Source organism: Kitasatospora sp. NPDC051164, from assembly GCF_044455625.1.
Taxonomy (GTDB): Bacteria; Actinomycetota; Actinomycetes; order Streptomycetales; family Streptomycetaceae; genus Kitasatospora.
The window spans coordinates 1-21,278 of record NZ_JBITFB010000019.1; the positions used below are offsets into that span (position 1 = coordinate 1).

Sequence of the window (21,278 nt, forward strand, 5' to 3'; positions counted from 1 at the left end):
CGACGACCAGCGGTACGTCGACGGCAGGGTGCAGTTGCCGCCCGGTGGGGTCGACGTCCCGGACAGGCCGGTCCACTTCTGGTTGCTGCCGCCGGTGCAGTTCCAGAGCTGCACCGCCGTGCCGTTGGCCGCGCCGGCGCCCGCGACGTCCAGGCACAGTCCGGATTCGACGCCGACGATCGTGCCGTCGGAGTTCACCCGCCACTGCTGGTTCGCGGCGCCGCTGCAGGTCCAGATCTGCACCCGGGTACCGGCCGTGGTGGCGTGGCCCGGCACGTCCAGGCACTTGTTGCCGTACACGGTCAGCTGGTTGCCGGACGTCGACGTCCACAGCTGGTTGGTGCCGCCCGAGCAGTCGTAGATCTGCAGGGACGCGCCGTCGCGCTGGTCGGCGTTCGACACGTCGAGACACCGGCCGGAACCCGCACCGCGCAAGGCGCCGCTGGTGTCCGCCTGAGCGGGGGTTGCGACGAGCATCGCGGCCAGCGCCGCCACGGCCGCGACCACGGCGGTGAGCACCGCGGACACCGGCCTGCGGCTGGAACCTCGTTTGTGCATGGGATCTCCTTCGTGAACGGATGGAGCTGTCACCCGGCTTTGTTATCGCTCACATACGCGGGTGCGCGCCTGCCGTGAGCGCGCACCCCCGCGGCTCAGGTCACTTGAAGTTCCAGTGCTGGTTGGCGCCGCCGTTGGAGTCCCAGATCTGGACGGGAGTGCCGTTGGCGGTCTGACCACCGGGGATCTCCAGGGCGCGGCCGCTGGCGACGTTGGTCAGCGTGTAGGAGCCGTCGCTGTTCTGCCCGGCCCGCCAGTGCTGGTTGGCGCCGCCGTTGGAGTCCCAGACCTGCATCTTCGTCCCGTTGCCCGTCTGGTTGGCCGGCTCGTCCAGGGCGCGGCCGCTGGCGATGTTGGTCAGCGTGTAGGAGCCGTCGCTGTTCTGGGTGGCCCGCCACTGCTGGTTGGCGGCGCCGCCGGCCTCCCACACCTGGAGCGGGGTGCCGTTGCCGTTCTGTCCTGCGGGCTCGTCGAGAACGCGTCCGGCGGCCACGTCGGAGAGCGTGTAGACGGTGCCGGAGACGATGCCCCCGCTCGGCGTGCCGTTGGCGCTGCCGCCCAGGGTGGTGAGGACCGCGCCGTACGCGGGCTTCTTGTTGCCGTTGTTGTCGAACAGCAGGGGGTTCTCGCCGCTGCGCCAGGAGTCGCTGTCGCGGATGCCCCATACCGTGATGCCGGTGCACCGGGCGACGGACAGGCAGGCGTTCACCGCGTTGGCGTACGCGGTGGTGGACGCCTGGGCGATGTCGAGCTCGGTGAGCTGGACGTCAACGCCCAGAGCGGCGAAGTCGGACAGTGTGGTCTGGAAGTTGGACGGCGGGCCGCCGGCGCCGAAGTGGCTCTGGAAGCCGACGCAGTCGATGGGCACGCCGCGGGACTTGAAGTCCTTGACCATGGTGTAGACGCCCTGGGTCTTGGCGTCGGTCCAGTTCTCGATGTTGTAGTCGTTGTAGCAGAGCTTGGCCGAGGGGTCGACGTTCCGGGCGGTGCGGAAGGCCTCCTCGATGAAGCCGTCGCCCAGCACGTTCTGGAACACCGAGCTGCGGTGTCGGCCGCTGCCGTCGTCGGCGAAGGCCTCGTTGACGACGTCCCAGGCGTAGATCTTGCCCTTGTAGTGGGACATCTCGGTGGTGATGTGGTTGTCCATCACGCCGCGCAGGGTGTTCGCGTCGCCGATGGAGCTGACCCAGGACGGGAGCTGCGAGTGCCAGACCAGGGTGTGGCCGCGCATCCGCTGGCCGTGCGCGTTGGCGTGGCCGACGATCGAGTCGGCGGGGGCGAAGTTGAAATTGCCGCGGGAGGGTTCGATGGTGTCCCACTTCATCTCGTTCTCCGGGGTGATCATGTTGAATTCCCGGTCGAGAATGGTGGAGTACGTCGAGTCACCGAGCCGACCGGCGGCCACGGCGGCGCCGAAGTAGCGGCCGCTGCCGGCGGCGGCCGCGCCCAGCGTGGTCGACCCGGCGGCATGAGCCGCGGGGCTCGCGGTGACGACGGTGGCCGCACCGACGAGCATGCACGCGGTCGCCGTCAGGGTCTTGCGGGGGAGGGGTTTCGTGTGGAGCCAGGGCATGACGGATCGTTCTCCTCGGGTGCGGGATGCCCGCGCACCGGTCGGGGGCGGGCGTCGTCTGGTAGTCGTGCGCGTACTGCCGGGTGGAGCGGTTCCTGCCGGGCGGAGCGGGGGCGTGTCCGCGCGGTGCCCGGCGACTGGCCGGCACTGACTGTGAGCGTTAACAATCAAGGGTGGACACGCGCCGGCCCGGAAGGCGCAGGTGAGATCTCCCGCAGGCGTGATACGGCGTCAACGCCTGGGGCGGTGGCGGGCCGTCAGCTCGCGCTGCAGGAGACCGTCGGCCACGTGGTGCTGCCGTTCTTCATCACGGTCATGCCCCAGGTGTTGCCCGCGCCGTTGGGGGTGGCAACGAGGGTCTGGGCGTCGGGGTAGGACGCGTTGATGTTCCAGGTCGAGCTGATCTTCTCCGGGGAGGGCACCTTCACGGTGACCTTCCAGGGGGTCGATCCGGTGACCGAGACGTTCAGGTTGTACCGGTCGCTCCACGAGTCACCGGCGGAGAGTGTCGCGGTGCAGCTGCCGCCGGTGCCACCGCCGGTGCCGCCGCCGGAGGAGCCGAGTGTGATGTCGGAGCTGCCACTGCTCCGGTAGCCCTCGGTGGCCATGATCTCGTAGTTCATGGTGCCGAGGTTCATGCCGTACTTGGCCCACGCGTCGAAGTGGTTCCCGACGGTGACGGTTCCGCCGGTCCGCCTGGCCTGACGGACGCTCCAGTATTGGTTGAAGGTCTTGATGCCCTCGATGGAGGGGGCGTTGTAGCGCGTCGTCTCGTAGATGTCGTAGGTGCCGCCGTCCGTGGTGACGGTGCCCTTGTACGCGCCGGTGGGCTTGTAGGAGCCGTAGTTCTCGACGACGTAGTACTCGACGAGCGGGTTGGTGCTCCAGCCGTAGAGCGAGAGGTAGGCGTTGCCGCTGGTGCTCCACGTGCCCGAGTAGGTCACCGGGTTGCGTGACCCGGTGCTCCAGCCCTTGCCGGCGACGAAGTTGCCGGCGCCGCTCCAGGAGGTGCTGTAGTGACCGCCGCCGTTCAGGGACATCGAGGCCGCACCGGTGCCCTCGGTCCAGAACGAGTAGAAGTATCCGCCGTCGGTGCCGGTCTGGTTCGTGGTGACGGTCGCGGCCTCGGCGGTGCCGGGCGCGACCAGGACGGCGGCGAGGGCCAGGGGGAGGACGCGCGCCTTGCCGGCCGGCCGCCGGGGGTGATCGACCTTGCGGCTCTTGGGGTGGGGAAAGTTCACGGGGGTGATCCGTCCTGCCGATGGGTGGGAGCGCAGCACTGCGCCGCCGACGGCCGCGAGGGTGGGGTCGCCCGGACGGCGTCGTGCAGTGGGTGCACGGAACCGGCTTGTCGTCAACAAGTCCGCGCTTGTGGGTGGTTGGCGACGCGGGGGCCTGGATCCGGGGCCGCTCGGACTTGTCGACGGCGCCAGTGTTGGCCTGAGCCCGACAAGTTGTCAACGCTTTCGACCGAAACGGCGATACCTTCGCCCGCTCTCAGGCTCGCCCCCGCCGGTGAACGTGCTGGCCAGGCGCTCGGCGGTCGACCGCCGAGCCCAGGGGCTCGGTCAGGAGCCTCCCGATTTCCCTGCGGCTCCCCCACGTTCCCCACGGGTGGATCGCAATCAACGCGGAAGAACTGCGAAAGTTTCGCGATCCGGATGTCGGTGTCCCGTCGGGGCTGCTCGCGGCGCGGGGGCCCGTGCCGCTCCGGTCAGGGCCGGCTGGGCGCCACGGCGCTGGAGCGCACCACCAGGGTGGTCGACAGTTCGAGGCGGGTGGGGGACGCCGGAGCCTCCCCGGTGCGGAGAGCGAGGATCAGACGGGTCGCCTGTTCGGCCATCTCACGCAGGGGTTGGCGGACGGTGGTCAGCGCGGGGCTGGTCCATTGCGCGATGTCCAGGTCGTCGTAGCCGACCACGGAAAGGTCCTCTGGGATGCGAAGGCCGCGGACCCGGGCGGCCTCCATGACCCCGAGCGCCTGGAGGTCGCTGCCGGCGAAGATCGCGGTGGGCCGGTCGGGGAGCTCCAACAGCCGTTCGGCCTGGGCGAATCCGCCCTCGGTGTGGAAGTCGCCGAAGGCGGTCAGCGCGGGGTCGACCGCCAGGCCGGCCATGGACATCGCGGAGCGGTAGCCGTCCAGTCGGGCCAGGGAGCAGAGGGTGTCCTCGGGGCCGGTGACGATGGCGATGCGCCGGTGGCCGAGCTCGATCAGGTGCCGGGTGGCGGCGAGGCCGCCGGCCCAGTTGGCCGAGCCCACCGAGGGCACGTCCGGATCGGGGTTGCCGGCCGGGTCGACGATCACGAACGGGATGGAGCGTGCGCGCAGTTGGCGCTTGAACTCGGGCGGCAGGCTGGAGAAGACCAGCACGACACCGAGGGGGCGCCGGCGCAGCACCGCCTCGATCCACTCCGGCCCGGGGGCGCGGCGTGAACCGCTGTGGGTGACCACGACCGCCGCTCCGTGCTCGCTCGCCACGGCCTCGACGCCACGCAGGAGTTCCATCGCCCAGAGGCTGTCGAGCTCGTGGAAGACGATCTCGACGAGGGGTGCTTCCCCGCCGCCGCGCGCGGCGCGCCGGTAGTCGTGGCCGCTCAGGACCTGCTCGACGCGGACGCGGGTGGCCGCCGCCACGTCGGTACGGCCGTTGAGGACCTTCGAAACCGTCGAAACGGAGACCTCGGCCTCGCGCGCGATGTCCGCGAGGGTCACCCGTCCCAGTTCATCGCCCTTTTCCATGGAGGCAGCATAAGGCACGGGCGGCGCAGGGCAGTTGGCGCATCACGCTTCAGTAACCCCCGATCCGGGGGGTTGACCCGAAACCTGTCCGCAACCTAGCGTCCCGGCCAGCGGTAATTTCGAGAAACAGGTCGAAACTTTAGGGGACTTGTGATGAAGAGGCGCACTTTAGCGGCTGCACTCGGCCTGGCCGCGGTCATGGCGGGGACGACCGCCTGCGGCAGTGGCGGTTCATCCTCCGCCGGCGGGGGCTCCGGCACGATCCACGTCCTGGTCTACGGGGACGCCAGCAACAAGGTCGAGAAGCAACTGGTCGACACCTTCAACAAGACGTCGAAGGTCAAGGCCGTCCTGGACACGATCCCCGGCGCGGACTACCAGGCCAAGCTCAACACCGTCATCAACACCCCCCAGGCGCCGGACGTCTTCTTCAACTGGGGCGGCGGCAGCATCCAGCCCTATGTGAAGTCCGACCTGCTGCTCCCGTTGGACGACATGATCGCCGCGGACCCGGCGCTGAAGAGCAACTTCCTGCCGTCGGTGTTCAACACCGCGGTGATCGACGGCAAGTCCTACGGCATCCCGATGCGCGGCACCCAGCCGGTGCTGCTGTTCACCAACAAGAAGGTGCTGGCCGACGCCGGCCTGAGCGCCCCGAAGACCTGGGACGACCTGCTGGGCGTCGTCCGGGCGCTCAAGGCCAAGGGCATCACCCCGATCGCCCTCGGCGGCGGCGACCAGTGGCCGACCCTGATGTGGTACGAGTACGTGTTCGACCGTGTCGCGGGCCCCGAGCTGTTCCAGAAGGCGCTGTCCGGAGACCGGAGCGCCTGGGAGAGCGAGGACGCCAAGAAGGCCCTGGGCATGCTCAAGCAACTGGTCGACGCCGGGGCGTTCGGCTCGAACTTCGACTCGGTCAAGTTCACCGACGGCGGCTCCCCGGCCCTGCTGGCCAAGGGCAAGGCGGGCCTGGAGCTGATGGGCTCCTGGGAGTACGCCACCCAGCGGGACGCCAACCCCGACTTCGCCAAGAGCGGTCTCGGGTACGGCAACTTCCCCGCCATCGCCGGCGGCAAGGGCGACCCGGCCGACGTGGTCGGCAACACCAACAACTTCTACTCGGTGCTGAAGAAGAGCAGGCATCCCGAGGCAGCCGCCGCCTTCCTGAAGCTCATGTACTCCGAGGAGTTCGTGAAGGCGCAGCTGGCGATCGGCAACCTGCCGACCACCACCAACACCGAGCAGTTCCTCGCCACCGCGGACAACCCCGAGTACTCGAAGTACCAGTACGACCTGGTCAAGGCCGCCCCGTCGTTCCAGCTGTCCTGGGACCAGGCGTACCCGCCGGCCGCCAACGCGCCGATCCACACCGCCGTCCAGCAGTTCTTCAACGGCAAGCTCGACGTGGACGGCTTCATCAAGGCCATGCAGGCCCTGCCCGCCTCCTGAGACGGATCGCCATGAGTGCTCCCTCCTTGGTGTCCGGGTACGGTCGCCGCCTGCGGGCGCGGCCTCGCCGGACCGGCGTCGGGGTGACCCGCCCGGGCCTTGCCTGGGCGCTGCCCGCGACCGTGTTCTTCCTGATGTTCGCGCTTCTGCCGCTGGTCCTGGTGGCGGTGCTCTCCTTCACCAGCTGGAACGGCGTCGACGCCCCCCGGTTCAACGGCTTCGCCAACTGGACCAAGCTGCTGCACGACCCGGTGATGACGCAGAGCGTCGGTCTGACCCTGGTGCTGACCGTGGCCGGCGTGGTCGTGCAGACCCCGGTGAGCATCCTGCTGGGCGTGTGGGCGGCCGGTCGCCAACGCAACCGTGCCGTGCTGTCCGCGATCTTCTTCGTCCCGCTGCTGCTGTCCGCGACCGCGATCTCGGTGGTCTGGCGCGCCATCCTCGACCCCAACTTCGGTGTGCCGTCGCAGCTGCAATGGCTCTTCGGCGACGGCAATCTGATGGGAAGTCAGAAGAGTGCCATCGCGGTGCTCACCTTCGTCGGCATGTGGCAGTGGACGCCCATGCATGCCCTGATCTACCAGGGCGGCGCCCGGGCGATCCCGCAGGTGCTCTACCAGGCCGCGTCCATCGACGGTGCGGGCAAGGTGCGGCAGTTCTTCCACATCACCCTGCCGCAGCTGCGCAACACCGTGATCACGTCGATGATCCTGATGCTGGTCGGCGGCCTCACCACCTTCGACACCGTCCTCATCCTCACCCAGGGCGGCCCCGGCACCGACACCACCAACAGCGCCTACTACATGTACCAACAGGCCTTCAAGAGCTTCGACTTCGGCGCGGGCTCGGCCATCGCCCTGGTCCTCGTGGTGGTCGCCGCCCTGATCTCGCTGGCCGTCGTGCGCCTGTCCGGCTACGACAGGATGCGCAGCACCACGGAGGGACTTTGATGCGACAGCGCCCCAACCGCCTCGCCGGGCTCGGCTCGCTGCTCTGGCTGGCGCTGGTCGGCTTCCCGCTGTACGTCCTGCTGATCGCGACCTTCCGGACCCGCTCCGACTACTCCTCGCAGGGGCCGCTCACCTTCCCCGCGCAGCTGACGCTGCAGAACTACATCGACGACTTCTCCAACGGCTTCGGCCGGGACTTCCTCAACACGCTCCTCGTCACCGTGAGCGTGGTCGCGATCGTGCTGCTCGTGGTGCCCCCGCTCGCCTACGCGATCGTCCGGGCCCGGGGCAGGACCATCGGCACGGTCTTCCGGATCTTCCTGCTGGGGCTGGCGATTCCGGCGCAGGCCGTGATCGTGCCGATGTTCTACGTCATCAGCAAGGCCGGCCTCTACGACAACCTGCTCGGCATCATCCTGCCCACCGCGGCGTTCTGCCTGCCGGTGTGCACGCTGGTCCTCACCGGCGCGATGCGGGACATCACCGGCGAGCTCTACGAGGCCATGGCCATGGACGGTGCCACCCCCTGGCGGGTGTTCTGGCAGCTGGTGCTGCCGCTGTCCAAGGGCGGTCTCTCCTCCGTCGTGGTCTTCGCCGCGCTGCAGGCGTGGAACGGCTTCCTGTTCCCGCTGATCCTCACCCAGTCGGAGAGCACCAAGGTCATCACCCTCGGCCTGTACGACTTCCAGACCGAGCACGGCGTCGACGTGCCCGGTCTGCTCAGCGCCGTCGTGCTGTCGACGCTCCCCGTCTTCATCGTCTACCTGTTCGCCCGACGCGCCTTGGTCCAAGGCCTCATGGGCGTCGGAGGAAAGTGACCGGCAACAACATGAACCTGGCCGTCCCATCCGCTGCCCCGACCGCCCGCTGGCGCGACCGCGCGCTCAGCCCCGAGGAACGCGCGGACGCCGTGCTCGCAGAGATGACGCTTCCGGAGAAGCTGGCCCAGCTCGTCGGCGTCTGGGTCGGCGCCTCCGACGAGGGCGGCGACGTCGCCCCGCACCAGCACGACATGGAGGATCCGCCCGCCCTCGACGACCTGCTCCCGTCCGGGCTGGGCCAGTTGACCCGGCCCTTCGGCACGGCGCCGGTCGACCCGGCGCTGGGCGCGCTCTCGCTGGCCCGCAGCCAGCAGCGCATCGCCGCCGCGAACCGGTTCGGCATCCCGGCCCTCGCGCACGAGGAGTGCCTGGCCGGCTTCGCCGCCTGGGGCGCCACCGCCTACCCGGTGCCGCTCTCCTGGGGTGCCACCTTCGACCCGGACCTGATCCGGCGGATGGCCGCGGCCATCGGCCGCGACATGCGCGCGGTCGGCGTCCACCAGGGCCTCTCCCCGGTCCTCGACGTCGTCCGGGACGCCCGCTGGGGCCGGGTCGAGGAGACCATCGGCGAAGACCCCTACCTGGTCGGCACGGTGGCCACCGCCTACGTGCAGGGCCTGGAGTCGGCGGGGATCGTCGCCACGCTCAAGCACTTCGCGGGGTACTCGGCCTCGCGCGCCGGACGCAACCTCGCCCCCGTGGGCATGGGCGCGCGGGAGCGTGCCGACGTGATCCTGCCGCCCTTCGAGATGGCGGTGCGCGAGGGCCGGCCCCGTTCGGTCATGCACGCCTACACCGACACCGACGGCGTCCCCTCGGCCGCCGACGAGGCGCTGCTGACCGGGCTGCTGCGCGACAGCTGGGGCTTCGAGGGGACCGTGGTCGCCGACTACTTCGGCATCGCCTTCCTCAAGGTGCTGCACGGCGTCGCCGGAGACTGGGCCGAGGCCGCCGCACTCGCCCTGGCCAGCGGCGTGGACGTGGAACTGCCCACCGTCAAGACCTACGGGGAGCCGCTGCTGCGCGCCGTCGAGGACGGGACCGTGCCCGAGTCGCTGGTCGACCGGGCGCTGCGCCGGGTGCTGGTGCAGAAGGCCCAACTCGGCCTGCTGGACCAGGACTGGGAGGCCGTCCCGGCGGCGATCGCCGGTCGGCCGCTCGACGACCCGCACGCGCTGCGCGGCTCGGTCGACCTGGACCCCCCGGAGAACCGCGCCCTCGCCCGGGAGATCGCCGAGCAGGCCGTGGTGCTGCTGCGCAACGACGGCACCCTGCCGCTGCGCGGCCCCCGCCGGATCGCGCTGATCGGCCCCAACGCCGACACCCCGACCTCGGTGCTGGGCTGCTACGCCTTCCCCGTACACGTCGGCAGCCAGCACCCCGGGATCCCGGTCGGCATCGAACTGCCCACCCTGGGCCAGGCGTTGGCGGCCGAGTTCCCCGACAGCGAGATCCGGACGGTGGCCGGGGCGAGCGTCGACGGGCTCGACACGTCCGGCTTCGCCGAGGCCGTCGAGGCGGCCCGGCAGGCCGATGTCGTGATCGTCGCCCTCGGGGACCGGGCCGGCCTGTTCGGGCGCGGCACCAGTGGCGAGGGCTGCGACGCCGAGTCCCTGGAACTGCCCGGCGTGCAGCAGCAGTTGCTCGACGCACTGCTGGACACCGGCAGGCCGGTCGTGCCGGTGCTGCTCGCCGGCCGCCCCTACGCGCTGGGACGCGCGGCGACCGAGGCGGCGGCCCTGGTGCAGACCTTCTTCCCCGGCGAGGCAGGGACCGGGGCGATCGCCGCCGTGCTCAGCGGCCGGACCAACCCCTCAGGCCGACTGCCGGTCAGCATCCCGGCCCGGCCGGCCGTGCAGCCCTCCACCTACCTCGCCGCCCGCCTGGCCGGACCCAGCGAGGTGTCCAGCACGGACCCGACCCCCGCGTTCGGATTCGGGCACGGCATCGGCTACACCACGTTCGCCTGGACCGACCTGGAGGTGGAGCAGGCCGCCGCCCCGACGGACGGCGAGTTCGGCCTCGCCTTCACCCTGCGCAACACCGGTGAGCGGAGCGGCAGCGAGACCGTCCAGCTCTACCTGCACGACCCCGTCGCCTCCGTCGTCCAGCCGGTCCTGCGGCTGATCGGCTACCGGCGGATCACCCTCGACGCGGGGGCACGGTCCAGGATCCGGGTCCGCGTCCCCGCCGACCTCGCGTCCTTCACCGGACGCGACGGTCGACGCATCGTCGAGCCGGGCGAGCTGGAACTGCGGGTCTCCGCCTCCAGCACCGACGTCCGGCTCACCGCCACCGTCCGACTGGACGGCCCGGTCCGCGCGCTGGACCACACCCGGCGCCTGCACGCGGACTTCCGGTGCACCTGATCCGTCACCGGGCCGGCCGCCGACCGAACCTTCCCCACACCCCTGGCAATCCCGACGGAGAGGTCCCATGTTCCGATCCCGCTCGTTACCGTCCCGTCTCCTGGGCATCGTCGCCGCGATCGGCCTCGCGGTCGGCCTGAGCCTGCAGGCCGCGCCCCAGGCCGCTGCCACCCCGCAGGCCGCCGCCTCCCAGGCCGCCACCCCGCAGGCCGCCGCCTCGCTGACGCAGATCACGAACTTCGGCACCAACCCGACAGGTCTGCTGATGCACCTGTACGTGCCGAGCAGCGTCAGGGCCAACCCACCGATCCTGCTGGCCCTGCACGGGTGCCAGGGGACGGGGCCCTACCTGTACTCCAGCACCGACTTCGGGTCGCTGGCCGACCGGTACGGGTTCCTCGTCATCTACCCCTCGACGAACCCGAGCGGAAGTTGCTGGGACGTCTCCTCGGACCAGGCGCTGACCCGCAACGGCGGCAGTGACCCGGTCGGGCTCATGTCGATGATCACCTACACGGAGCAGCACTACGGCGGCAACGCCAACGCCGTGTACGTGACCGGCGAGTCGTCGGGCGGGATGATGACGAACGTGATGCTCGCCGACTACCCCGATGTGTTCAAGGCGGGCGCGGCGTTCATGGGAGTGCCCTACCACTGCTTCCACACGGGCACCGTACGCGGCTGGAACGCGGACTGCGCCCAGGGCAAGGTGTCCATGAGCCCGCAACAGTGGGGCGGACTGGTCCGCACCACGGGGGATCCCGGCTACACCGGTCCGCGTCCGCGCGTGCAGCTGTGGCACGGAACCGCCGACACGATCCTGAGCCACAACAACCTCGGTGAAGAGATCAAGCAGTGGACCGACGTCCTCGGCGTGAGCCAGACCCCGTCGGCCACGGACACCCCCGCGGCGAACTGGAACCGTACGCGGTACGACAACAGCGCCGGCACCACCCAGGTCGAGGCGTACAGCATCGTCGGGGCCGGGCATCAACTGCCCGTCCAGGGAACCGCGATGGCCGCCAACGCCATCCACTTCATGGGCCTGGACGCGGGGTCCTCCGGCGGCGCCACGACCGGCGCGCTGCACGCGGTGGCCGCGGGCAAGTGCCTGACCGACGCGAACAACGCGACGCCGGGCACCCAGCAGCAGATCCACACCTGCAACGGCAGCGAGAACCAGACCTGGACCCGTACGGCATCGAAGCAGCTGACCGTGATCGTCGGTGGCAGCACGCTGTGCCTGGACGCCAACGCCAAGGGCACCACCGACGCCACCAAGGTGGTCGTCTGGTCCTGCAACGGCCAGGCCAACCAGCAGTGGCAGCTGAACTCGAACGGCACGATCACCGGGGTGCAGTCGGGGCTCTGCCTGGACGTGGCCGGCCTGGCCACCGCCGACGGCTCGCCCGTCCAGCTGTGGAGCTGCAGCGGCGGCAGGAACCAGCAGTGGACGTTCGGATGATCGGAGGTCGCCGCGGTCGCGCCGGTCGCGGTGACCCGGTCCGGCCGTAGCCGCGCGGTCTGCCCGCCCCGCCGTGACGGCGCGGCGGGCAGACCGCCCGGGCGGTGCTCAGGTGCAGTCGGTGCCGTTCAGGGTGAAGCGGGCCGGTGCCGTGTTGGCGCCGGAGTACGTCGCCTGGAAGCCGAAGCTCGCGCTCGCGCCGGCGGCCAGGGTGCCGTTCCAACCGGCGTCCCGCGCGCTCACGGCGCTGCCGGACTGGGCCACCGCCGCGTTCCACCCGCTCGAGATCCGCTGGTCACCCGGGAAGCTCCAGCCGAGCGTCCAGCCGGAGGCGGCGGCGGTGCCGGTGTTCCGCACGGTCACCGTCGCGGTGAACCCGCCGCTCCAGGCGTTGTCGACCCGGTACGCCACCGAGCAGGACGTCGCGGGCGGCACCGGTGTCGCCCGCCGTTCGGCGGCGAACGCCGCGAGCCAGGCCAGCGAGGCGTTCCAGTTGATCGCCACCTCGTTGGTCGAGTACGAGCCGATGTCGTCGACGTAGCAGGCGGCCGGTGCGCAGCCCGTCAGTTGGGCCTTCGCCACCGGATCCTCCAGGCCGGCGTCCGGGCCGCCCGCGAGGGAGCCGGCCGGCGGGTGCGGCAGCGAGGCGTCGTTCTGGTGCGCCCAGAACCGGTGGTGCTCGTTCTCCGAGGCCCGCTCGCCGTAGCCGCTCACGTAGGAGCGGTCCAGCGCGTTGCGGCCGAGCAGGTAGTCCAGCGCCTCCAGCGCGCCGGTCCGGTAGCGCGCGGCACCGGTCAGCTCGTAGGCGACGGCCAGCACCATCGCGTTGCCGGCGACCGAGCTGTTGGACCCCCAGACGTAGCCGTCGGCGGCGATCGGCACCGCGTAGCCCTGTCCGGCCATGGTGGACAGGTGGCCGTCGGCGGCCGAGATCAGCAGGCCGCGCAGACGCGTCACGTCGTCGGCGGGCAGGGCCACGCCGGGCACGGTGGCCAGGGTGATCCGGCCGAGTGTCGCGGTGCCGCCCCACCAGAACGCGTCGACCGGCTTGGTGTGGTGCGGGGAGGAGGTGACCGCGTCCCGGTACTGCGACTCGCCGGTGGTGGCGAGGAGTTCGGCCGCGGCCCAGTAGAACTCGTCGGAGACGTCGGCGTCCTCGTAGGCGCCGCCGCCGGTGTTGTCGGTCGCCGGGGCGAGGACGTTCGGGTTGGCCCTGGCGGCCGTCCAGGCGCGGCGGGCCGCGTCCAGGCAGCGGGCGGCGAAGGCGGCGTCGTACGGTGCGTACACCCGGGCGCACTGCGCCGCGGTGGCGGCCAGGTTGAGCGTGGCGGCGGTCGAGGGCTTGTGCAACTCGCGTGGCTGTTCGTCGAGTTCGGGCCGGGTCGGCAGGCCGGTCCACTGCGCGTCGTGCATCTTGTGGAAGGCCATCCCGGCCATCGGCTTGCCGTCCGGGACCTGCATCCGCAGCAGGAAGTCCAGTTCCCAGCGGGCCTCGTCCAGCACGTCCGGCACCCCGTTGCCGCGCTCGGGAACGCGCAGCGTGGAGTCGCCCAGCGCCGCGTCGCCGCCCGAACGGTGGGCTCGTTCGAAGGAGTTGACCAGCTCCCAGGTCGCGATGCCGCCGTTGACCACGTACTTGCCCTGATCGCCGGCGTCGTACCAGCCGCCGCGGACGTCCGACCGGTAGTCGCACACCCCGGCCTGGCACGGCACGCTGGTGTCGCCCTGGTTCGGCGCCACGCCCAGGTGGCCGGCGGGGCGCGCGTACGCGCTGCCGGCCAGGGCCGCGTCGATGGCGATGCCGCTGCGCTGCTGGTAGAAGAACGACATGCTGTCGGCGCGCAGCCCGTCGTACAGCGACGCCGAGATGTCGAACGGGTGGCTCGCCCGGCCGTCCACGACCAGGGTGAGGCCGGTGCCGGTGCCGGTGTACGCGCCGAAGTCCACCAGGTGCGTGGACTGGCCGGACGCCTGGTCGGCGCCGTGCACGGTGGTGGTGCCGGCGGCGACCTGCGTGCCGGAGGCGTCGCGCAGCTGCCAGGCGAGTGGGGAGGTCGCGGAGCTGATCACGGTCGCCCGCTTGGGCCCGTCCGGCAGGTAGCCGAGCTGGTTCACGCGGACGGGGAAGTCGGCGGCCGTGGTGGCCGTGGCCGTGGCCGCTGTGGTGGTGGCCGGGGCGAACGCGGTGGCGGTCAGCCCGCCGGCGGCCAGGGCCAGGCCGGTGAGCGCGGCGGCCGCGCGTCGGGGCAGTGCGCGGCCGGAGAGGAGGGGAGGCATGGGTGGGGGCCTTCCTTCGGGGGTGGGGAGTGGGGGAGCCCAGGGCGTGGGAGCGCTCCCACTTCCAATGAAGCCAGCCGCGCACAAGGTGCGTCAAGGGTGGGCAGGAGAGGCGAGATTGACCTGACCTCAGGTGCCGACCGGGTTCCGGAACGGCGCGGGCGCATCCGGCGGCCTCGGGTGCGCGGCGCGTTCAGCCCGAGGCCCGGACGACCAACCGGGTGGGCAGCACCACCGATTCGCCGCATGCCGGGTTCCGCAGCAGCAGATCCATCGCATGGGAGCCGAGTTCCTCTACCGGCTGGCGGACGGTGGTCAGCCCCGGCCGGCACCGCGCGGCGACAGGAGAGTCGTCGAAGCCGACCACGGCAACGTCCTCGGGGACCCGCAGGCCGTGCCGCCGAAGGGTCCTGAGGGCGCCCGCTGCCATCTGGTCGGAGGCGGCGAACACGGCGTTGACCTCGGGGCGCCGGTCCAGCAGTCGCTGCATCGCATGCTCGCCCGAAGCGCCGCTGAAGTCGCCGTACGCCACGGCCGGCCGTGCCGCGGCCATCGCGGCCACCGTCTGGTGGTAGCCGGCCAGCCGGTCCGCGCCGGCGGCGGTGTTCGGCGGCCCGGCGATGGTGGCCACGGAGCGACGCCCGGACGCGCACAGCCGTCGCACCGCGTCCCTGGCGCCGGCGAGGTTGTCAGCGTCCACGAACGCCACCGTGCCCGGCTCCGGCGGCCGGCCCAGCGACACCACGGGCACCCCGGCCGCGTGCAGCAACCGGGCGAGCGAGGTGTCCCCCCAGGGGCCGACCAGCAGCACACCGTCGACGTGGCCGCCGCACAGGTAGCGCACCAGCGGCGGTCGCCGGGAGCGCCTGGGCACCGTGAAGACGGCCAACTCCCGTTCTGCGCCGGACAGGGACCGCCGCAGCCCGGCCAGCAGCCGTACCGGGAAGGCGTCCGCGTGGTACTGCAGAGGATCCGCGAAGACCACGACGGCCACCACGCCGGTCGCCCGGGTGCTGGGCGCCCGGCGGCGGACGTACGCCAACTCGCGCACCGCCCGTTCCACCCGGGCCGCCACCTCGGTGGAGACCCGGGCGGAACGGTTGAGCACCCGGGAGGCGGTCGCCGTGGAGACGCCGGCGAGACGGGCGACCTCGGCCAGCGTCGGAGCGGGATCTTTGCCGGGAATGGGCTGGGGCATGGGGCCGTCCTGGATCGGTCCTCGACAGGGGAACCACACCCCGGACCCGTCACCCGCGCCGGCCCACCACCCTTGCCAGCTTGGCCCGTTGAGGGGTCGGCGTCAAGGGATCCGGCACTCCCGCTCACACGGGGTCGGGCAGCCCGGCGCGGCGGATCACCTCCGCGTACCACCGGGCACCCGGCGATCCCCCACGGATCAAGCCGGGGCCCGTGAAATACCGTCGACGGCCGTGGGAGCGCTCCCGGCGGACGCTGTAACTTACACGCTGCCGAGCCGGGCGGCCCACTGCCACCGGGACGCGGCTCCGCGCTGGTCGCCGCCGTTGTCCGGCTGCGCAGAGCCTGCCGACCGGCGTCGCCGGGCCCTGCGGGCGCTTCCCAAGCCGGGCGCGCAAGCCCACGATCGCTCGCAGCACCTCCGTCCGCCGCGCGTCCCCACCCGCGTGGCGGTACCCCACCCATCTGGAGGACGCGCATGCGACGCGAAACCCTGCGTGCCAGGGGCAACCCGCTCACCCTCGCCGCGACGGCCACCGCGCTCGTCCTGGTCGGTGCGGCGGGCGGCGCCGTCACGGTGCCCACCGCGGCGGCGACCGCCGGGCTGTCCTGCGGCGTGAGCTACGCCGTCAACGACTGGGGCAGCGGCTTCACCGCCAACATCACCATCACCGACACCGGCACCACCGCCATCAACGGCTGGACCCTCGGCTACGCCTACACCGGCAACCAGACCCTCCAGAACGGCTGGAACGGCACCTGGACCCAGACCGGACAGACCGTCACCGTCACCAACCCCGGCTACGCCACCACCATCGCCCCCGGCGCCGGCTACACCACCAGCGCCAACTTCTCCTACAGCGCCACCAACACCGCCCCCACCGGCTTCACCGTCAACGGCACCCCCTGCCGCGGCGCCGACCGGCCGCCGACCGTCTCGCTCACCTCCCCGGCAGCCGGGCAGACCTTCACCCCGGGCTCCACCGTGAAGCTCGCCGCCGACGCGGCCGACGCCGACGGCACCGTCTCGAAGGTGGACTTCTACGCCTCGACCTCGGCCGCCGCCAACACCCTGATCGGCACCGCCGTCACCGCGCCGTACGGCGTCGACTGGGCGAACGTGGCGGCGGGCGACTACTCGGTCACCGCCGTCGCCACCGACGACGCCGGCGCCACCACGACCTCCGGCCCTGTCGCGATCAAGGTGGCCGGGCCGAGCGTCCTGGTCAGCCCGGCCACGCTCGCCGTCCAGCAGGGGAGCACCGGCACCTTCACCGTCGCGCTCTCCCAGGCGCCGACCGCGAACACCACGGTCACGGTGGACCGTTCGGGCAACGACCCGGACCTGAGCGTGACGTCCGGCGCCGGCCTCACCTTCACCCCCGGGAACTGGAACGTCCCGCAGACCGTCACCATAGCGGCCGGCACCGATGCCGGGCAGGTCGGCGGGACCGCCACCTTCACCGCCTCCGCGGCCGGCTTCGGCCCCGGCGCCGTCACGGTGACCGAGGCGGCGAAGACCTCGGGCTACGACCAGTACTTCCTGGACCTCTACAGCAAGCTCAAGAACCCGGCGAGCGGGTACTTCAGCCCGCAGGGCATCCCGTACCACGCGGTGGAGACCCTGATCGTGGAGGCTCCCGACTACGGCCACGAGACCACCTCCGAGACCTACAGCTACTGGCTGTGGCTGGAGGCCGACTACGGCCGGGTGACCGGCGACTGGACGGGCTTCAACAACGCCTGGACCAACCTGGAGACCCACCTGATCCCCAGTCACGCCCAGCAGCCCGGTCAGAGCACCTACAATCCGGCCAAGCCCGGCCAGTACGGTCCCGAGAAGGCCCAACCGGACCAGTACCCGGCCAAGTTGAACGGCGGTGTACCGGTCGGCACCGACCCGCTCTCCGCGGAGCTGGGCCGGGCCTACGGCAGTTCGGACATCTACGCCCCGGCCTGGCTGCTGGACGCCGACAACAAGTACGGCTTCGGGCAGTGCGAGGACGGAACCAGCAAACCCAGCCTGATCAACACCTTCCAGCGCGGCCCGGAGGAGTCGGTCTGGGAGACGGTGCCGCAGCCCGACTGCGACCTGTTCACGTACGGCAACAGCAGTTCCGGTTTCCTCAGCCTGTTCAACGACGGCGGCGGCTCCTTCAGCAAGCAGTACAAGTACACCGACGCGCCCGACGCCGACGCCCGGCTGGTCCAGGCCGCCTACTGGGCGGAGCAGTTCGCCACGTCGCAGGGCAAGAGCGCGGCCATCACCGCGACCCTCGCCAAGGCCGCCAAGCTCGGCGACTACCTGCGCTACTCGCTCTACGACAAGTACTTCAAGCAGGCGGGCAACTGCCTCGGCTCCACCACCTGCCCCGGCGGCACCTCCAAGGCGAACGAGCAACTCGGCCTGCTGACCTGGTACTTCGCCTGGGGAGGGGCAGCCGACGGCAGCTGGTCGTGGCGGATCTCCGGCTCCGCCGCCCACCAGGGCTACCAGAACCCGATGGCCGCCTGGGTGCTCGCCAACGACCCCGGCCTGAAGCCGCTCTCGCCGAGCGCCGCCACCGACTGGGCGGGCAGTCTGGACAAGCAGCTCCAGTTCTTCCAGTGGCTGCAGTCCACCGAGGGCGGCATCGCCGGCGGCGCCACCAACAGCTGGGGCGGGAACTACGGCGACGACGCGGCACCGCCGGCGGGCGACCCGACCTTCTACGGCCTGTACTACGACTGGCAGCCCGAGTACCACGACCCCTCCTCCAACCAGTGGTTCGGGTTCCAGACCTGGTCGATGGAACGCTTCGCCGAGTACTACTACGCCACGGGCGACACCCGGGCGAAGGGCATCCTCGACAAGTGGATCCCGTGGGCGATGTCCGTCTCCCGGGCCGACCGGGCCACCGGCACCCTGACCACCCCCGACAAGCTCACCTGGACCGGCGCGCCCGACACCTGGAACGCCACCAGCCCCGGAAGCAACGCGGGCCTGCACGTCGTCGCGAGCGGTACCAGCACCGACGTCGGCGTGGCCGGCTCGCTCGCCAAGACCCTCGCGTACTACGCGGCCAAGTCCGGTAGCAGCAGCGCCCAGAAGTTCGCCCAGAACATCCTGGACACCCTGCACGCCAGGTACACCGACGGCCTGGGCTACTCGGCCGCCGAGACCCGCGCCGACTACAGCCGCTTCACCCAGGCCTACTCATCGACCACCCACCAGGGCCTGTACGTGCCGCCCGGCTGGACCGGCAGCTACCCGGACGGCACCCGGATCAGCTCGGCGAGCAACACCTTCCTGTCGATCCGCCCCTGGTACACCAGGGACCCGCAATGGTCCAAGGTGCAGACCTACCTCGACGGCGGCGCCGCGCCGACCTTCACCTACCACCGGTTCTGGGCCGAGGCGGACATCGCCACCGCCTTCGACACCTTCGCCCAGCTGTTCCCGAGCGTCAACCCGGGCAACTGAGCGGCCCACCCGCGCCGGCTCGGTCCCCGACCCGACCCCGACCCCGGACCCGGCTCCGCGCACGCATGCGAAGCCGAGGCCGGGCCGGACGGCACACGGGCTCCAGGGAAGACACCGGGAGCCCCGCCCGCCCCCACCCCCCACCCCGTGGAGAAACACCATGCGCTGCTCGCTCCGTACGCGGTCCCTGCTCCTGGCCCCGGTGCTGGGCGCCCTCCTGGTCGCGGTCCACCCCGGGACCGCCCACGCCGCCGACCCCACCACCATGACCAGCGGCTTCTACGTCGACCCCGATTCCTCCGCGCGTCGGTGGGTCAACGCCAACCCGGGCGACGGCCGCGCCCCCGCCGTCCGGTCCTCGATCGCCGACGTGCCGACGGCACGCTGGTTCGGCAACTGGAGCGGCACCATCGGGACGGCGACCGGGTCCTTCGCCGGCGCGGCCGCCGCCAAGGGCGAGCTGCCCCTCCTGGTGGCGTACAACATCCCCAACCGCGACATCTGCGCCGGGCAGTCCGGTGGCGGGGCGGGAAGCGCCGCGGACTACCGGACCTGGATCGCCGGCTTCGCCGGCGGCATCGGCAACCGGCCCGCGGTGGTCGTCCTCGAACCCGACTCGCTCGGCGACGAGAGCTGCATGACCCCGGCCCAGATCACCGAGCGCAACGCCCTGCTGAGCAACGCCATCGCGCAGTTCAACGCCAAGGCCCCGAACACCTGGGTCTATCTCGACGCCGGCAACCCCGGGTGGCTGAGCGCCGACACCATGGCCCAGCACCTGGCCGCGGCCGGGGTGAGCGGAGCGCACGGGTTCTCGCTGAACGTGTCGAACTACCTCACCACCACGGAGAACGTCGCCTACGGCAACGCTGTCAACGCGGCCCTGAAGTCCGGGAAGGGCTTCACCAAGCCCTACGTCGTCGACACCAGCCGCAACGGCAACGGCTCCAACGGCGCGTGGTGCAACCCGGCGGGGAGGAGGATCGGGACGCCCACGCAGCGGGGTGGCGGCGCCGAGATGCTGCTGTGGATCAAGGTGCCCGGCGAGTCCGACGGCAACTGCGGTGGCGGCGCCGGATCGACCGCCGGGCAGTTCCTGCCCGAGGTCGCCTACAAGATGATCTACGGCTACTGACATGGCGCGGCCCCGGCCCCGTCCGGGGCCGGGGCCGGCCGCCTCCACCGGTCAGGGGCCGATCGGCAGGACGGAGGTGGGTTCGGTGATCACGAGGGGCTCTCCGGCAGGGGTCAGATGACCGGAGGCCGGGTCGCGGTGGAAGGCCGTCAGGGTGTCGGAACCCTGGTTGGCGCAGAACAGGAGCCGCCCGTCGGAGGTGAGGGCGATGTCGCGGGGCCAGGACCCGCCACAGGCGGTGACGTCGATCAGCTCGGCAGCCGCCCCGTCGTCGTGGAGGGCGTGCACGGCGATCGCGTCGTCGCCGCGGTTGGTCGTGTAGAGGAAGCGGCCGTCCGCGGAGACCCGGACGGCGGCGGCTTGGTTGGCGTTCGGCGCGCCCGGATCCCGGCGCGTCTCAAGCTCGGCGGTGGGTTCGAGGCGGCCCGCGAGCGCGTCCCAGGTGCAGACGGTGAGGGTGGAGGAGAGTTCGTTGAGGACGTAGACGTGTCCTGCCGACGGGTGGAACGCCAGGTGCCGGGGGCCACGTCCGGCCGGCAGTCGGACGGTTCGGTGTGCGCTGAGCCGGCCGGTGGCCGGATGGAAGGCGTAGACGTAGACCCGGTCGGTGCCCAGGTCCGTACAGAGGAGGAACCGTCCGTCCGGCGAGGGGGCTGCCATGTGGGCGTGCGGGGCGGTGCGCAGTTCGCCGGAGGCCTCGCGGCCGGGATGGCGGACGGTCTGCACCGGCTCGGCGGCGGCGACCGCGTCGCCGGCGCCGGTGGGGATGACCGAGAGGACGCCGTCGCCGTAGTGGGCCGCGAAGAGGTGTGAACCGCTGGGGTGGACCGCGAGGTGGCAGGGGCCCATGCCACCGCTCATGGTGGTGGCGGGCAGACTGAGGGTCCCCGTGCGGGGATCGATCCGGAGGGAGAGGACCTGCCCGGCTTCCTGTTCCAGGACGGCGTGCAGGACCGCGCGGGTCGGGTCGAGGGCCGCGTAGGACGGACGGTCGACCGGCAGGGTGCGAAGGAGACCCATGGTGCCGGTGGCGTCGTAGCCGACGGTGGACAGGCCGGCGCCGGGAGTGTCGGCCGGGGCGGCACTGCCGATGATCAACAGACCGCCGGACGTGGGGGTCGGGGGGTGGTTCAAGGACGCCTGCTCTCTGTCCACCGTTCGGCGAACGGTCTGTCACGGGGTGTGGCACAGGCGGCCGCGGGCGACGGCCGGGGGTCTCCTGGGGCGGGTCGCCGTTGAGCGCGTCGCGGCCGGTGCCGGGTGGTCTGCCCGGCACCGGCC

At 71.5% G+C, this 21,278-nt stretch carries 13 protein-coding genes and 1 pseudogene; 7 read left to right on the forward strand and 7 right to left on the reverse strand.

What is annotated here, in order from left to right; genetic code table 11:
• The 4 genes and pseudogenes from ACIBEC_RS26935 to ACIBEC_RS26950 form a co-directional block, all read right to left on the reverse strand.
• A partial coding sequence (locus tag ACIBEC_RS26935; RefSeq protein WP_396289037.1) for an RICIN domain-containing protein occupies positions 1–558 on the reverse strand: 558 nt, incomplete at its 3' end.
• Between the two features lie 103 nt (positions 559–661).
• Positions 662–2,131 (reverse strand): annotated as a pseudogene (locus ACIBEC_RS26940) (endo-1,4-beta-xylanase); the annotation flags it as partial.
• Positions 2,132–2,388: 257 nt separating this feature from the next.
• On the reverse strand, positions 2,389–3,372 hold the full coding sequence (locus ACIBEC_RS26945) for a glycoside hydrolase family 11 protein (protein WP_396289038.1): 984 nt from the start codon (positions 3,370–3,372) through the stop codon (positions 2,389–2,391).
• A 473-nt stretch (positions 3,373–3,845) separates the two neighbouring features.
• On the reverse strand, positions 3,846–4,871 hold the full coding sequence (locus tag ACIBEC_RS26950; protein ID WP_360504470.1) for a LacI family DNA-binding transcriptional regulator: 1,026 nt from the start codon (positions 4,869–4,871) through the stop codon (positions 3,846–3,848).
• 198 nt (positions 4,872–5,069) lie between these two features.
• Here ACIBEC_RS26950 and ACIBEC_RS26955 point away from each other — a divergent pair, with 198 nt between their 5' ends.
• The 5 genes from ACIBEC_RS26955 (at position 5,070) to ACIBEC_RS26975 (ending at position 11,925) form a co-directional block, all read left to right on the forward strand.
• Positions 5,070–6,320, forward strand: coding sequence for an ABC transporter substrate-binding protein (locus ACIBEC_RS26955; protein WP_396289040.1), 1,251 nt, complete (start codon positions 5,070–5,072; stop codon positions 6,318–6,320).
• 11 nt (positions 6,321–6,331) lie between these two features.
• Positions 6,332–7,270 (forward strand): sugar ABC transporter permease, encoded by a 939-nt coding sequence (locus ACIBEC_RS26960; protein ID WP_360504466.1) that lies wholly within the window; start codon positions 6,332–6,334, stop codon positions 7,268–7,270.
• Entirely contained in the window at positions 7,270–8,088 is an 819-nt protein-coding gene (locus tag ACIBEC_RS26965) for a carbohydrate ABC transporter permease (protein ID WP_360504464.1), read from the forward strand. Before ACIBEC_RS26960 ends, ACIBEC_RS26965 begins: the two co-directional genes overlap by 1 nt.
• Before the next feature lie 11 nt (positions 8,089–8,099).
• Positions 8,100–10,460: a glycoside hydrolase family 3 N-terminal domain-containing protein gene (locus ACIBEC_RS26970; RefSeq protein ID WP_360504595.1), complete on the forward strand. Its 2,361-nt coding sequence runs from the start codon at positions 8,100–8,102 to the stop codon at positions 10,458–10,460.
• Positions 10,461–10,527: 67 nt separating this feature from the next.
• Positions 10,528–11,925 (forward strand): PHB depolymerase family esterase, encoded by a 1,398-nt coding sequence (locus ACIBEC_RS26975; protein WP_360504462.1) that lies wholly within the window; start codon positions 10,528–10,530, stop codon positions 11,923–11,925.
• A gap of 108 nt (positions 11,926–12,033) precedes the next feature.
• Here ACIBEC_RS26975 and ACIBEC_RS26980 read toward each other — a convergent pair whose 3' ends face one another.
• Together ACIBEC_RS26980 and ACIBEC_RS26985 are read right to left on the reverse strand one after the other, a co-directional pair.
• Positions 12,034–14,202 carry a glycoside hydrolase family 9 protein gene (locus tag ACIBEC_RS26980; RefSeq protein ID WP_360509905.1) on the reverse strand — a complete coding sequence of 723 codons (2,169 nt, stop codon included), beginning with the start codon at positions 14,200–14,202 and terminating at the stop codon, positions 12,034–12,036.
• A 193-nt stretch (positions 14,203–14,395) separates the two neighbouring features.
• Positions 14,396–15,400, reverse strand: coding sequence for a LacI family DNA-binding transcriptional regulator (locus ACIBEC_RS26985; RefSeq protein WP_360509904.1), 1,005 nt, complete (start codon positions 15,398–15,400; stop codon positions 14,396–14,398).
• Between the two features lie 477 nt (positions 15,401–15,877).
• Here ACIBEC_RS26985 and ACIBEC_RS26990 point away from each other — a divergent pair, with 477 nt between their 5' ends.
• Both ACIBEC_RS26990 and ACIBEC_RS26995 read left to right on the forward strand, forming a co-directional pair.
• On the forward strand, positions 15,878–18,862 hold the full coding sequence (locus ACIBEC_RS26990) for a glycoside hydrolase family 48 protein (RefSeq protein WP_360509903.1): 2,985 nt from the start codon (positions 15,878–15,880) through the stop codon (positions 18,860–18,862).
• 160 nt (positions 18,863–19,022) lie between these two features.
• Positions 19,023–19,997 (forward strand): glycoside hydrolase family 6 protein, encoded by a 975-nt coding sequence (locus tag ACIBEC_RS26995; RefSeq protein ID WP_360509902.1) that lies wholly within the window; start codon positions 19,023–19,025, stop codon positions 19,995–19,997.
• Between the two features lie 51 nt (positions 19,998–20,048).
• Here ACIBEC_RS26995 and ACIBEC_RS27000 read toward each other — a convergent pair whose 3' ends face one another.
• Positions 20,049–21,131 (reverse strand): lactonase family protein, encoded by a 1,083-nt coding sequence (locus tag ACIBEC_RS27000; RefSeq protein WP_360509901.1) that lies wholly within the window; start codon positions 21,129–21,131, stop codon positions 20,049–20,051.
• Between the last annotated feature and the right edge of the window lie 147 nt (positions 21,132–21,278).